This is a genomic window from Qipengyuania sp. YIM B01966 (genome assembly GCF_016461955.1).
In the GTDB taxonomy this organism is placed as follows: Bacteria; Pseudomonadota; Alphaproteobacteria; order Sphingomonadales; family Sphingomonadaceae; genus QFOP01.
Window position 1 is genome coordinate 19,725 of the sequence record NZ_JADMNM010000010.1, and the last position, 13,642, is coordinate 33,366.

Annotated in this window: 9 protein-coding genes; 4 read left to right on the forward strand and 5 right to left on the reverse strand. The window is 69.5% G+C overall.

The genetic code is table 11. The features are described 5' to 3' along the window. Positions 1-12: 12 nt before the first annotated feature. Together putA and glpD are read right to left on the reverse strand one after the other, a co-directional pair. Positions 13-3,144, reverse strand: coding sequence for a bifunctional proline dehydrogenase/L-glutamate gamma-semialdehyde dehydrogenase PutA (gene putA, locus ILT46_RS10590; RefSeq protein WP_199504618.1), 3,132 nt, complete (start codon positions 3,142-3,144; stop codon positions 13-15). 11 nt (positions 3,145-3,155) lie between these two features. Next, on the reverse strand, positions 3,156-4,658 hold the full coding sequence (gene glpD, locus ILT46_RS10595; RefSeq protein ID WP_199504619.1) for a glycerol-3-phosphate dehydrogenase: 1,503 nt from the start codon (positions 4,656-4,658) through the stop codon (positions 3,156-3,158). An 88-nt stretch (positions 4,659-4,746) separates the two neighbouring features. Here glpD and ILT46_RS10600 point away from each other — a divergent pair, with 88 nt between their 5' ends. Continuing rightward, positions 4,747-5,562, forward strand: a complete 816-nt coding sequence (locus ILT46_RS10600; RefSeq protein WP_199504620.1) for a crotonase/enoyl-CoA hydratase family protein — start codon at positions 4,747-4,749, stop codon at positions 5,560-5,562. Positions 5,563-5,571: 9 nt separating this feature from the next. Here the strand turns inward: ILT46_RS10600 and ILT46_RS10605 are convergent, their stop codons facing one another. Next, positions 5,572-8,550: a VIT domain-containing protein gene (locus ILT46_RS10605; RefSeq protein ID WP_199504621.1), complete on the reverse strand. Its 2,979-nt coding sequence runs from the start codon at positions 8,548-8,550 to the stop codon at positions 5,572-5,574. Between the two features lie 183 nt (positions 8,551-8,733). Here ILT46_RS10605 and ILT46_RS10610 point away from each other — a divergent pair, with 183 nt between their 5' ends. Continuing rightward, positions 8,734-10,206, forward strand: a complete 1,473-nt coding sequence (locus tag ILT46_RS10610; RefSeq protein ID WP_199504622.1) for a phytoene desaturase — start codon at positions 8,734-8,736, stop codon at positions 10,204-10,206. 23 nt (positions 10,207-10,229) lie between these two features. Continuing rightward, positions 10,230-10,727 (forward strand): sterol desaturase family protein, encoded by a 498-nt coding sequence (locus ILT46_RS10615; RefSeq protein WP_199504623.1) that lies wholly within the window; start codon positions 10,230-10,232, stop codon positions 10,725-10,727. Here ILT46_RS10615 and ILT46_RS10620 read toward each other — a convergent pair. Both ILT46_RS10620 and crtY read right to left on the reverse strand, forming a co-directional pair. Beyond that, positions 10,707-11,675, reverse strand: a complete 969-nt coding sequence (locus ILT46_RS10620; protein WP_199504624.1) for a phytoene/squalene synthase family protein — start codon at positions 11,673-11,675, stop codon at positions 10,707-10,709. The two genes, ILT46_RS10615 and ILT46_RS10620, sit on opposite strands and share 21 nt — an antisense overlap. After that, positions 11,675-12,838, reverse strand: coding sequence for a lycopene beta-cyclase CrtY (crtY, locus tag ILT46_RS10625; RefSeq protein WP_199504625.1), 1,164 nt, complete (start codon positions 12,836-12,838; stop codon positions 11,675-11,677). The genes ILT46_RS10620 and crtY overlap by 1 nt, the downstream gene beginning before the upstream one ends. 42 nt (positions 12,839-12,880) lie before the next feature. Here crtY and ILT46_RS10630 point away from each other — a divergent pair, with 42 nt between their 5' ends. Further along, positions 12,881-13,624 carry a sterol desaturase family protein gene (locus ILT46_RS10630; RefSeq protein WP_199504626.1) on the forward strand — a complete coding sequence of 248 codons (744 nt, stop codon included), beginning with the start codon at positions 12,881-12,883 and terminating at the stop codon, positions 13,622-13,624. The last annotated feature ends 18 nt before the right edge of the window (positions 13,625-13,642 follow it).

The window sequence follows — 13,642 nt, forward strand, 5'->3', positions numbered from 1 at the left end:
CGCCAGTGAAGCTCAGCCGGCCAGCAGCGTGGCATTGCCGCCCGCTGCCGTCGTATCGATGCACACCACCCGCTCGGTGGCAAAGCGGGCGACATAATGCGGCCCGCCGGCCTTGGGCCCGGTGCCCGACAGCCCCTCGCCGCCGAATGGCTGGCTGCCGACCACCGCGCCGATCTGGTTGCGGTTGACATAGAGGTTGCCGACCCGCGCCCGCGCCTCGACCAGCCGGCGGGTCGCGTCGATCCGGCTGTGGAGGCCCAGCGTCAAACCGAAGCCGATGGCGTTGATCTCGTCGATCACCGCCTCCAGCCGGTCACCGGCGAAGCGGGCGATATGGAGGATGGGGCCGAAATTCTCCTTGTCGAGATCGGCGATCGACCCGATCTCGATGATCGTCGGGGCGACAAAGGTGCCCTGATCGGCCCCCGCGCCCGGTGCCAGTCGCCAGACCGGATCGCCAGCGGCAATATGGTCGGCGACATGGGCCTCAAGCGAAGCGCGCGCTTCCTCGTCGATCGCCGGGCCGACATCGGTGGCGAATTGCGCCGGGTCGCCGACATTGAGCGTTTCGAAGGCACCGCGGATCATCGTCACCATCCGGTCGGCGACATCGTCCTGCACATAGAGCACGCGCTGCGCCGAGCAGCGTTGCCCGGCGCTCTGGAACGCGCTGGCGACGACATCGCGGGTGACCTGTTCGGGCAGCGCCGAGCTGTCCACGATCATCGCGTTCTGCCCGCCGGTTTCGGCAATCAGGATGCCGAGCGGGCCGTCGCGGTTGGCCAGGCTACGGTTGATCGCCTGCGCGGTGGCGGTCGAGCCGGTGAAGGCGACACCCGCAATGCGCGGGTCGGAGGTGATCGCCGCCCCGACCTCGCCCCCGCCGGGAAGCAGTTGCAGCACCTCGGCCGGCACGCCCGCCTGGTGGCACAGCCGCACCGCCAGCGCGGCGATCAGCGGGGTCTGCTCGGCGGGTTTGGCAATCACGGTGTTGCCCGCCGCCAGCGCGGCCGCGGCCGGGCCGATGAAGATCGCCAGCGGAAAATTCCACGGGCTGATCGTGGCGAACACCCCTCGCCCGGCGAGATAGAGGCGGTTTTCCTCGCCCGTCGGGCCGGGGAGCACTTCGTGGCGGGTGAACAGGGTGCGCGCCTCGGCGGCGTAATAGCGCAGGAAATCGACCGCCTCGCGCAGTTCGAGCACCGCGTCCATCAGCGTCTTGCCCGCCTCGCGCTGGCATAGCGACAGGAAGGCGTCAGTTTCGGCCTCGAACGCATCGGCGCAGGCGTCGAGCAGGTCGGCCCGGCGGGCGCCGCCCAACGCGTCCCAGCCCGGCTGCGCGGCGGCGGCGCGGCCGATCGCGGCACTGACGTCGGCCGCAGTCGCAACGCGCATCGTCCCGACCCGGTCGCTGCGGTTCTGCGGTGCGGTGATGGCGACCGTCTCGCCGGCAGGGCCCTCGGCAAAGGTGGGCGCGGCCTCCCACAGCTTGCCAGCCAGCCCGGCGAGCCGCGCGAGCAGCGGTTCGCGCACCAGCGGATCGGCAAGGTCCACCCCGGCGCTGTTGCGGCGGCCGGGGAATATGTCGCCCGGCAGGGGGATCGCCGGGTTGCGCTTCGGCTCGGTGGCGGCGAGTTCGCCGACCGGGTCGATCACCAGCGCGCCGACCGGCACATCGGCATCGGCCATTCGGTTGACGAACGAGCTGTTGGCCCCGTTCTCGAGCAGCCGGCGCACCAGATAGGCCAGCAGATCCTCGTGCGAGCCGACCGGCGCATAGATCCGCACCCGCGTCGGCGCGCCTCCCGCCTCGCGCTGGGTGCGGGCGAGTTCTTCGTAAACATCCTCGCCCATGCCGTGGAGGCGCTGGAATTCGAACGAGCGGCCTGCAGCGAGCGCGGTGATCGCGCCGATCGTATAGGCGTTGTGCGTGGCAAAGGCCGGGAACAGCGCATCGCCCGCATCGAGCAGCCGCGCGGCACAGGCGAGGTACGACACATCGGTTGCCACCTTGCGGGTGAACACCGGGTAATCGGCATAGCCGCCGACCTGGCTCAGCTTGATCTCGGCGTCCCAATACGCGCCCTTGACCAGCCGGACGAACAGCTTGCGGCCATGCCGGCGGGCGAGCGCCACGATCCAGTCGCAGAGCGGGACGGCGCGCTTCTGATAGGCCTGGATGGCGAGGCCGAAGCCTTCCCAGTTTCTGCCGTCAGCGCGGGTGAACAGGCTGTCATCGGCGACCAGCGCCTCAATGATGTCGAGCGAGAGTTCGAGCCGCTCGGCCTCTTCGGCGTCGATCGTGAAATGAACATTGGCATCGCGCGCCCGCTCGGCCAGCGCGCGGAGCATCGGCACCAGCGCCGCCTTCGCCGCATCGGCGTGATAGACATCGTATTTGGGATAGAGCGCCGACAGCTTTACCGAAATGCCGGGCGAGGAATGTAGGTCGCCATCACCCTCCGCCGCGACGCGCGCCAGTGCCTGCTCGTAAGCCAGCCGGTAGCGTTCGGCATCGGCCAAGGTCATCGCCGCTTCGCCCAGCATGTCGAACGAATGGCCGAGCCCGCGGCGCCGTTCAGGCGCGGCGCGCTGCAGCGCCTCGTCAATCGTCCGCCCATAGACGAACTGGCCGCCCAAGATGCGCATCGCCTGCAGCGTCGCCTTGCGGATCACTGGCTCGCCCAGCCGGCTGACGGTGCGGCGCAGCGTGCCCGCCATGCCGCGCTGCGCGGCCTCGGGCCGATCGAGCACCTCGCCGGTCAGCATCAGCGAGAAGGTGGCCGCGTTGACGAAGGTCGAATCGCTGGCGCCGAGATGCTCGGCCCATTCGATCCCGGCCAGCTTGTCGCGGATCAGCGCGTCGGCGGTCTCGGCATCGGGCACGCGCAGCAGCGCTTCGGCAAGGCACATCAGCGCGATGCCTTCTTCGGTGGCGAGGCCGTATTGCTGGAGGAAGGCGTCGATCCCGCTGGCCTTGCGGCGGCGCGCGCCCTCGATCAGCCCGGCGGCGATGCGCGCCGCCTGCGGGTGCACCGCGCGCGAGCCGGCTGCCTGATCGAGCCTCTCGGCAATACACGCCGCCTCGTCCTGCCGATAGACGCGGCGCAACGCGGAACGGTCGAGCGGGGCGTGGTCGGTCATGGCTGGTCTCGCTACCGGGGAGGGTCGAGCGCGCCTTGGACTGCAGCGCCGGCGGTTTCAAGCCGCCTGGCAAACCAGCGGGCGACCGCGGCGCGTTCACCGGCAGAATAATGCAGGCCGAGCCGGGTGCGCCGGTCGAGCACGTCGTCGGCGCCGGCGGCCCATTCCTGCGCGGCAAGATATTCGAGCTCGCCGGCGAACAGGCCAGGCGCAATTTCGGGGCCGGGCGCCGCGCCGGGGGCAAGAATATCGAGCGCCCTTGTGCCATAGCTGCGCGCCCAGCGCTGCGCCACGCCGCCGACAAGCGCCGGATGCCGCTCGCTAAGGGTCGCCGCCAGCGCGGCGGCCCCGCCCGCCGGCAGATCGCCGCCCGGCAGCACCGCCCCGGCGGTCCAGGCTGGCCCCATCGCCGGGATATGCGGCGCCAGACGCGCCAGCGCGTGTTCGGCGAGCTTGCGATAGGTGGTGATCTTGCCGCCATAGACCGACAGCAGCGGCGCGCCGCCCGCGCTATCGAGCGCGAAGGCATAGTCGCGGGTGACGGTGGAATTGCGCGCCGCGCCATCATCGTAAAGCGGACGTACGCCGGAATAGGTCGCGTGAACCTCGCTTTCGTCCACCTGCCGGCCGAAAGCGTCGCTGGCGGCGGCAAGCAGATAGGCACGCTCGGCCGCGTCGATCGCCACGGTGGCCGGATCGCCGTCGAACGCGGTGTCGGTGGTGCCGATCAGGGTGAAGCGCCCCTCGAACGGCAGGGCGAACACCACCCGGCCATCGCGCTGCTGGAGGATATAGGCATGGTCGCCATCATAGAGGCGGGGCACGACGAGATGGCTGCCCTTGACCAGCCGCACGCGGCGCGGCGTCGCCGGGCCGAGCGCCATGCGGGCAAGCTCGTCAACCCATGGGCCGGCGGCATTGACCAATGCGCGCGCGGCGATCTCGCTCTCGCCCTCCGGGCCGACGAGACGCGCGACCCAGCGATCGGCATGGCGGGTAAGAGCCACGCAGCGCGTGCGCGGGCAGATGTCGGCCGCGCGCTCGGCCGCGTCGCGGGCGGACAGTACCACCAGCCGGGCATCTTCCACCCAGCAATCCCAATAGGCAAAGCCATGCGTGAAGCGCGGGGCAAGCGGGCCTCCTGCCAGCGGCACAGCCGCGCTTGCCGGCAACGACCGACCGCCGCCCAGCCGGTCGTAGAGGAACAGACCTGCCCGCAGCATCCAGCGCGGGCGCAGATGGCGGTCGTGTGGCAGGATGAACCGCAAGGGGCGGACGATATGCGGCGCGGCGCGCAGCAGCACCTCGCGTTCGCGCAGCGCCTCGCGCACCAGCCGGAATTCGTACTGTTCGAGATAGCGCAGGCCGCCATGGATCAGCTTGCTGCTGGCCGACGAGGTATGCGCGGCCAGATCGTGCTGCTCGACCAGTGTCACCGAAAGCCCGCGCCCGGCAGCATCGCGGGCGATCCCGACACCGTTGATCCCCCCGCCGATGACCAGCAAATCGCGCATCGCCGGCCCTTAGCCGCCGCACGCCCGCTTGGCGAGGTGGCAGCCGCCCGCTACGCGAAGGGCCGTTCCTGTTGCCGGAGAGAGCGCGATGACCGAACCCCAAGCTGCCCCGCCCGTCCGCTACGAACGCGATGGGGGCATCGTCACCCTGACGCTCGACCGGCCCGAAATCCGCAACCCCATCTCCGATCCTGACATGGTCGAGGCGCTGCTCGCCGCGCTGGACCGGCTGGAGGACGACCCCGAGGCGCGCGTCGCCATCCTGACGGGCGCGGGCAAGAGCTTCTCCACCGGGGGCAATATCCAGTCGATGGTGCCCGGCGCCGGGCTCAATGCCGGCGATCCGGTGCGGACGCGGCGCAATTACAAGACCGGCATCCAGCGGCTTCCGCTGGCCTTCGCCAAGCTGGAGGTGCCAATCATCGCCGCCGTAAACGGGGCGGCCATGGGCGCGGGCTGCGACCTTGCCTGTATGTGCGATTTACGGATCGCGGCCGAGGATGCGAAATTCGCCGAAAGCTTCGTCAAGTTGGGAATCATCGCCGGCGATGGCGGGGCGTGGCTGCTGCCGCGCGTGGTCGGCTTTTCCAAGGCGGCGGAGATGGCGCTGACCGGCAATCCGATCGATGCGGCAGACGCGCTGGCCTGCGGGCTGGTGTCGCAGGTGGTCGCCGCGGACGATCTGCTGCCCGCCGCGCGCCGGCTCGCGCAGCGCATCGCCGCCAACCCGCCGCACGCCGTCCGCATGACCAAGCGGCTCTTGTGGGAAGGACGCTCGAGCGAACTTGGCACCCTGCTCGAAATGGCCGCGGCGATGCAGGCGGTGGCGCACACCACCGCCGATCACGCCGAAGCGGTCGCCGCCTTCCTCGACAAGCGCCCGCCGCGCTTTACCGGCGGCTGAGCGCCGGCCTCACTTGCCGCGACGTGGCGGGACAGGTTCGGCCCGTACGCCGCCTTCGATGCGGATCGTGCCGACATCCAGTGTGCGTGCGGTACCGGCATTGAGGTCGAAATCGATTGCCTCCTCGCGCTCCGTCGGGCGGCCGAAATCGCGGATCAACCGGGCGCGGAGCCGGCTGGAGCCGTTGGGATCAAGTCGGTCGGAAGCGAACACATTGGCCTTGATCTTGTAAGACCCGCCCGGAGCACGGCGCAGCCAGTATTCCTCCGGCCCGAACCCGTTGGTCATGTCATTCGACAGCCGCCCGCCGATCAACGTGTGCGGGTAGGAGTATATCGCGGTTTCGCCATTGGGCTGTTCGACCCACAGGTCGATATCGGTCGCATCGCGGTCCCATTCGATGACCACCCGCACATCGCTGTCGAGATTGGCGATCAGCCGCTGGTCGAGCCGCACCTCGCCGCCCAGCGCGCGCAGGCGCGGGATCAGCGCATTGGCTTCGCGCAAGGCGATCACCTCGATACCGTCCCACCGCGGATCGGTGTTGGTGAGCGCAACTTCGGTAAGCAGCGCGATGGCGCGCTCGAGATCGGCCCGTGCAGTGGCGGGATGGGACCGCGCACGTTCGGCCAGCGCGAGCGCCAGCAGGCGTCTGGGCTGCGGCCGGTCGGGGTCGAGCTGCGCCTGACGCTCGCGCAGCCGCACGGCGAGATCGGCCGCCCCGCCCCAGCGTTCAAGCCGCGCGGCAACCGCGCCGATGGTGGCGTGATCGGCCGTCGGCAGGTCGAGCGCGGAGAGCAGCACCTCTCGCGCCCGCGCAGCCTGCCCCTTGCGGTGCAGCCAGTCGGCCGTGTCGAGATAGAAGGCCGGCACCCCGCCCGCCTTGCGGACCCATTCGACATAGGCCGTTTCAAAGGAAGCGGGCGCGGCATCGTAGGCGTCGATATAGTCGCGCGACGGGCGCCATGCATCGACTGCGATGCGGATCGAACCATCCTCTTCAACCACGCTTTCGGCGCTTGCCGCGTCGCTACTTGTGCGGCGCGAGACAGAGCTGCCGGTGACGATGATGCTCCCGGAATCGTCAAAGCGCTCGGCAGCGCTGTCGCTCGACGGTGCCGCCTGCTCGCGCACAGCTGGCGGAGGGGGGGGTGGGGGTGGAGGCGGTGGGGGTGCCGCAACGGGCACAGGCATCGGCGGCGGCGGCGGGCCGCCTGAACTTGGGCGGTTTTCGGCCGGGCGGGCAGCGGGATCGAACCGGCGCTGCCACCATTCGACCTCGGACTGCCAGCGCGCGAGGACCACCGCGAACCGGTCGATCCGCGCTTCCTCTGCCGCTTGTGCCGCTTCGTCGGCACGCGCCCGCCATTCGGCATATTTCGGGTAGCTTGCCGGCGGCTCGATCCGGTTGGCGACGTAATCCTGCGGGCTTTCGAGCACCACGTAAGCCAGTGTTTCGGACGGCACGCCGTAGCGGCGGCTTTCGGCCAGAAATGCGCTGCGCTGGGTGAACGGGTCGAGCCGGGCGATCCGCCGCGCGGCAAGCAGCGTGTGCGGCGCGGCCAGCGGCGACGCCTCGCCCGAAAGCGCGATCCGCTGGCGCTCGCGGCCAATCTGCACCGTAACCTCAGCCGCGCCCGGATCGGCGATGACCGCGCGCCATTCGCCCGCAGGGGCCGGCAGCGCCAGCCATTCGACCGGTGCGCCATTGGCCCCGGCAACTGCCGTCACGGCGGGGCGCAGCCAGTCGAACCGCGCACCGTCGGCCTCGACGATCTGCGCGCCGCCGGCGGTAAGCGCGGCCCGGTCGGCGCCGCGCCCGGCGGGAATGGCAAAGCTGCGGCAAGGCAGTTGCGGCAAGGCGCCGCCCAGATTGGCGCGCCCGTCGCTGACGAGGATGCAGTGATCGGCCGCCGGCAATGCCGCCAGCGCGTCAAACCCGCTCGCCCCGCCCGCCCGGATCGCGGCAATCGCGGCGGCCAGCGCTTCGGGTGCGACGGTGCTGGTCGTCTGCCCCTCGGCATCGAACGCGACCAGATCGATCCGCGCCGGGCGCAGCGCCGCCACCGCCTGTTCGAGCCGTGCGATAAGCGGCGCGCGATCGACTCCTTGCAGCGAATGCGAGCGGTCCCACAGGATACGCAAGGTCCCGCCGCCAGCGGCCTCGCGCGCGGGCAGCCGGCCGCCGATCTGCCAGCTGCGCTCGCCGGTCTGGGGATGCGCAGCGGCAAGAGGGCGGCGGGCATCATCCGGCGCCACGCGCAATTCGCGCGCCATCGCCCCGCGCCCCCGCGCCGTGCCTGTCAGCCGCGTTCCACCCAGCGCGGCGGTGGCCCCACCTTCGCGGTCGGGTTCAACGCTGACCGACCAGCTCTGCGTGTGTCGGTCGAGCCGGATCGGCAGCATCGCGCCCTCGCCAATCGGCGCGACAAAGCGCAGGCGGATGCGCCGCCCTTCGGCACCGATGGGGAACACGCGGGTGGAAAAGCCGCCGGTTGCCCGGTCGACCTGGCCGATCGCCGGGTCCACCCGCTCGCGCACCCGCGCCTCATACGCCGCGACCGCACGCGCGGGCTCGACCAGTGAGCCATCGATCAGCACCCCGCCAATGTCGAGCGCGTAACCGGTGACGATCGCGCCCGCCGGGAGCGCGACATTGAGATGCCCTTCAAGCTGTTCCCGCCCATGCCCGGCGAATCGCATTTCAAGGTCGTAATCGGCCAGCGCGCCGCGCGGCCGCACCGTCAGCGCATAATCGAGCAGCCGCAGGGCGACCTTATTCTCCTCGGTCCTGACCCCGCGCGGATAGGCCACCAGCGACGGGTTCGCGAGCGGATCGGTGTTGGGCGCCACCGGCGCTGTCGGCGGGGCGGGAAGCGGCGGGCGCGGCGGAGCGATCCGCTCCTGCTCCTGCGCCTGCGCGGGTCCGGCGAGCAGCGCCGCCGCGATGATTGCCCCAATCCCTGCCTGCCACACCCTTCGCGTCATCATTACCCCCTATTGGCTCTGCCCCAGCAGGCTGCCTTTGCCCAGCTTAACGCCGGATGACGCGTAGCGCGCGCAGAATCTCGGCCGCAAAGGCTTGCCGCCGCGCCGGCGCGCCCCGATAGGGCAAGTGTGATGTCCCGCGCCGGTGCCGGCGCTGCGGACCGGCCAACAGGAGCGCGTAATATGAGCGGCCCCCACCGCACGGCGATCGTCATCGGCAGCGGCTTTGGCGGGCTGGCGCTCGCCATCAGGCTGCAAAGCGCAGGGATCGCCACGACGATCTTCGAAGCGCGCGACCGGCCCGGTGGCCGCGCCTATGTGTGGCAACGCGAAGGCCATGTGTTCGATGCCGGCCCCACCGTTATCACCGATCCGGCGTGCCTGCGCGAATTATGGGCGCTGTCGGGCAGCGAGATGGCCGATGATGTCGAACTGATCCCGGTCGAACCGTTCTACCGTCTGGTGTGGAACGACGGCACGCGGTTCGATTACGCCGGCGACAATGATGTGCTCGAACGCAATATCGCCGCGCTGGAGCCGCGCGATGTCGCCGGTTATCGCCGCTTTCTGGACTATTCGAAGGGCGTCTATCGCGAAGGCTACGAGAAGCTGGGTGCGGTGCCATTCCTCGATTTCGGCTCGATGGTCCGCGCTGCCCCCGCGCTAGCGCGCTATCAGGCGTGGCAGTCGGTCTATTCCGCGGTCTCGCGCCACATCTCCAATGACAAGCTGCGGCAGGCCTTTTCCTTCCACACATTGCTGGTGGGCGGTAACCCGATGACCACCAGTTCGATCTATGCGCTGATCCACCACCTCGAGAAATCGGGCGGCGTCTGGTTCGCGCGCGGCGGGACCAACCGGCTGGTCGCGGGGATGGTGGCCCTGTTCGAGCGGCTGGGCGGCACTATCCACTGCGGCGAGCCGGTGCAGGCGATCACCCATGCCGGCAAGCGCGTAACCGGGGTCATCACCGCGTCGGGCGCGCATCAGGCCGACATGGTCGCGTCAAACGGCGATATCGTCCACACCTATCGCCTGCTTGGCGATCATCCGCGCGGCCGCCAGGCGGTGCGCCGGCTGGAGCGCAAGCGGTTTTCGCCCAGCCTGTTCGTGGTCCATTTCGGGCTGGAGGGCCACTATCCCGAGATCGCGCACCACTCGATCATCTTTTCGGACCGCTACGGCCCGCTGCTCGACGATCTTTACAAGCATGGGGTGGTGGCAGGCGACCCTTCGCTCTACCTCCACCACCCGACCGCGACCGATCCGTCCATGGCCCCGCCGGGCCACTCGACCTTCTATGCGCTTGCCCCGGTGCCCAATCTCGCCAAGGGCGATGTCGACTGGGACGCGGAGGCCGAACGCTACCGCGAGGTGGTGTTCGACCGGCTGGAGCAGACGGTGCTGCCGGGCCTGCGCGACCGGCTGACCGTGCAGTTCTGCTATACCCCGCAGGATTTCACGCAGGATCTGTCCGCCCATCTCGGCAGTGCCTTCAGCCTCGAGCCGACGCTGCTGCAGAGCGCCTACTTCCGAGGGCACAACCGCGACGATCATTTCGGCAATTTGTATTTGGTGGGCGCGGGGACGCATCCGGGCGCCGGCATTCCGGGCGTGGTCGGCAGCGCCAAGGCGACTGCCGGTTTGATGATCTGATCGCCCCGGCCTAGGATAGATCCATGTTCACGCTTGTCGCCCTGTTCGTGCTGACCGTCGCGTTCATGGAGCTGTTTGCCTATGCCATGCACCGGTGGGTGATGCACGGGGCGGGCTGGTTCCTCCATGCCAGCCATCACCGCGAACGGACCGGCTGGTTCGAATGGAACGATGCCTATGCGGCGATCTTCGCTCTGCCCTCGATCGCGCTGATCTGGGCCGGGGTGCATGGCGGCTGGGGACCAAAGGCCACGGCGATCGGCGCGGGCATCGCCGCCTATGGGGCGATCTATTTCGGGTTCCACGACTGGATCGTCCATCGCCGGCTGCCCCACCGGATCGTGCCCCGCTCGCCCTATTTCAAGCGGATCGTCCAGGCGCACCGGCTGCATCATGTGATTGCCAGCCGAAAGGGCGCGGTGAGTTTCGGGTTCCTCTATGCGCCGCCCATTTCGCGCCTGCTGGCCGAGCTGGAGCAATCAAAGGAAGGCCGCCAGCGCCTACCGCAAGGCGGCGGCTGAAACCGGCGGGCGCTGCCACAGCCCGTCGCGCGCAGTAGCTTCGGGCGCTCGACCGGCAGCGCCGAACAGGCTGCGGCCCACGACGGCGAGCTTGGCGGTATTCGGCACGATCACCCGCTCATCCCACGCTGCGGCCCCGCGCGCGGCGACCGCCTCGCCAATTGCGCCATAGATGCCCTCGGCCGCCAGCACCGCCCAGCGCGAGCGGAACGGCAACCGCACCGCGCCGACCCGCGCAGACCGGCGATAGCTTAGCGCCATCTGCGCCAGCCCTTGGGCGAACATGGCGCTGATCGCGCGCGTTTCCGGCCCGGCCAGCGCGCGTGCGCTGACCCCGGCGGCGGAAAGCCATTCGGCGGGAATATAGCACCGGCCCTGCGCTGCGTCGGGCACGATGTCGCGGGCGATGTTGGCGAGCTGGAACGCGATACCGAGATCGGCCGCGCGGTCGAGCGTATCGGCATCACCCGCTGGCGCACCGAGGATCGGCGCCATCAGCACCCCCACCGCGCCCGCCACCCGGTAACAATAATCGAGCAGGTCGTCGGTCGTCTGCGGCCCCCAGCCTGCCGCGTCGAGCGCGAAGCCCGACAGGTGCGCCGCGATTGCCGCGCGGTCGAGCGGAACTTCGCGCGCTACCTGCCGCAGGGCGGCAAAAGGGAGCGGCACCGACACCTCAGTGTCGAGAGCCGCATGGGTCCAAGCGGTGAGCCTTGCGTGCCGCTGCCGGGCATCCTCGGCGCCCGGCGTGGCGGCACTATGCCCGACCTCCTGCCCGTCGGTCAGGTCGTCCGCCGCGCGGCACCATGCATAGAGCAGCCAGACGCGTTCGCGCACTTGCGGCGCCAGCAGCCTGCTGGCCATCGCGAAGCTGGTCGATCCGCGCGCGATGATCGATCGCGTGACCTCGACGAGTTCGCCGCGTGGGCCGCTCCACGCGGTTTCCATCACTGGCGCCACGACGGCCTGCGCCCCGCCAGCGCCATCATCGCCGCGCCGACTCCAACCGGCGGCTTGCCGCTGAGGATGCGGAGCTTGTCCAGCGCGGTCAGTTGCCCGCTGTAAAACCGCGCCACCGTGTCCGCATCAAGGCGGTAGAAATGCGCGAAGATACGGCGGCGCTCGCCCGGCGGGGCGGCCCAGAACAGCATCCGGTTGAGCAGGCGGAAAAAGCTCGTCGCCTGCCAATGGCGCAGAAACGCGCCGCGCGACCATTGCGCGAGCACGGGCGCGCTCAGCGGATTGGGCAGCGCGGCCAGTTCGGCCGCATTGCGGAGCGCCAGCCCGATCGAATAGCCGGTGGTCGGATGGAAGAAGGCGCCGGCCATGCCGAGCCGGGGGACGGGATCGCTCTCTGGCCAGAACACGGCCGGATCGCCGTCAAGCGCCAGCGGCAGCACCCCGGTTTCGGTTCGGCCAGGCGTGCCGGTGATGCCGCGCTCGGCCGCCAGCGCGGCCACCCGGTCGCTGACGGTCGGAACGTCGAGCGCCGGGTCAAGCGTGTAGTAGGTGTCCTCCACGAGCACCCGGTCAGCCGCAAACGGCAGCAGATAGACGAAACGGTAGCCGCCGATCTGGTCGGGCGTAGCGTCCATCACCATCGGGACTGCCGGCACGCCGCTGGTGGCATCATATTCGATCCCGACGAAGTTTTGCCAGGCCAGCTCCATCCCCGGCATCGGCCCGGCCGGACCCCGGCAATCGATTACCGCGCTGCCGGCGATCTCGCTGCCGTCAGCCAGCGCGACATGATCCGCGGCCAATCGCGCGATCGCGCTGTCGAGGCGGCGCCGTTCGGGCGGGATATGAGCGATGATTGCTTCGTGCAGGCGCTCGCTGGCGACCGACAGATAGCCGATCTCGATCGTCCGGCTGTGCGCGCCGAAGCGCACCTGATGGGCGGGCCAGCGCCTCGGCGACAGGCTGGCGAGCAGTTCGGCCGCGCTCGGCGGCACATCGGTGTCGAAGCACGACCAGGTGTGGTTGCCACCAAAGCTGGAGCCGCCTTCGACCAGCACGAACTCGATCTCGGGCTGCGCGCGCTGCAGCGCCAGCGCCGCCAGACCGCCGGCCAGCCCGCCCCCGGCAATAATCAGCGGCCCTTTGCACATGGCGGTGTTCTAGTGGTCAGACCCTGCTATGCAAGCGCGGCAATGACCCGGCTGACGCTCTTTTCGACGATCATCGCGATGACGCTGATCGTGGCGGTGCGCTATCTCGCGGTCAGCGGGGCGTTCGCCTGGCTCGGCCTGCGCCGCCATCCGCAGTTGCATGACGGGCTGGCCCGGCAAATCCGCCGCGAAATCGGCTGGTCGCTGGCCAGCACGGCGATCTATGCCGCGCCGGCGGCGGCGGCGGTCTGGGCCTGGCAGGAGCGCGGCTGGACGCGCATCTATACCGACCTGGGCGCCTATCCGCTGTGGTGGCTGCCGCTATCGCTGCTGCTGGCGCTGTTCATCCAGGATAGCTGGTTTTACTGGACTCACCGGTGGATGCACCGCCCGGCGGTGTTCCGGCGGGTGCACGCCGTGCACCATGCGAGCCGCCCGCCGACCGCCTGGGCAGCGATGAGCTTCCACCCGCTCGAGGCGATTACCGGCGCGATCGTCGTGCCGCTGACCGTATTCGTGCTGCCTATGCATCTGGGGGTCGTAGGGGCGTGGCTGACGATCATGACCGTAATGGGCACCCTCAATCACATGGGCTGGGAGTTGTTCCCCCGCTGGCTGGTCGAAGGGCGCGCCGGGCGCCACCTGATCACTGCTACGCATCACCAGCAGCACCATGATCGCTACAATTGCAATTACGGCCTCTATTTCCGCTTCTGGGATCGACTGTGCGACACTGATCGCGGACTGGGCCGCTTCAAGAATGCGGCCTCGGAGCCTCAACATTAAACAACATTAGGTGCGGAA

Coding starts and splice junctions, on each gene's coding strand:
- putA (WP_199504618.1), bottom strand. CDS start 3,144: ATGACCGACCACGCCCCGCTCGACCGTTCCGCGTTGCGCCGCGTCTAT.
- glpD (WP_199504619.1), bottom strand. CDS start 4,658: ATGCGCGATTTGCTGGTCATCGGCGGGGGGATCAACGGTGTCGGGATC.
- ILT46_RS10600 (WP_199504620.1), top strand. CDS start 4,747: ATGACCGAACCCCAAGCTGCCCCGCCCGTCCGCTACGAACGCGATGGG.
- ILT46_RS10605 (WP_199504621.1), bottom strand. CDS start 8,550: ATGACGCGAAGGGTGTGGCAGGCAGGGATTGGGGCAATCATCGCGGCG.
- ILT46_RS10610 (WP_199504622.1), top strand. CDS start 8,734: ATGAGCGGCCCCCACCGCACGGCGATCGTCATCGGCAGCGGCTTTGGC.
- ILT46_RS10615 (WP_199504623.1), top strand. CDS start 10,230: ATGTTCACGCTTGTCGCCCTGTTCGTGCTGACCGTCGCGTTCATGGAG.
- ILT46_RS10620 (WP_199504624.1), bottom strand. CDS start 11,675: ATGGAAACCGCGTGGAGCGGCCCACGCGGCGAACTCGTCGAGGTCACG.
- crtY (WP_199504625.1), bottom strand. CDS start 12,838: ATGTGCAAAGGGCCGCTGATTATTGCCGGGGGCGGGCTGGCCGGCGGT.
- ILT46_RS10630 (WP_199504626.1), top strand. CDS start 12,881: ATGACCCGGCTGACGCTCTTTTCGACGATCATCGCGATGACGCTGATC.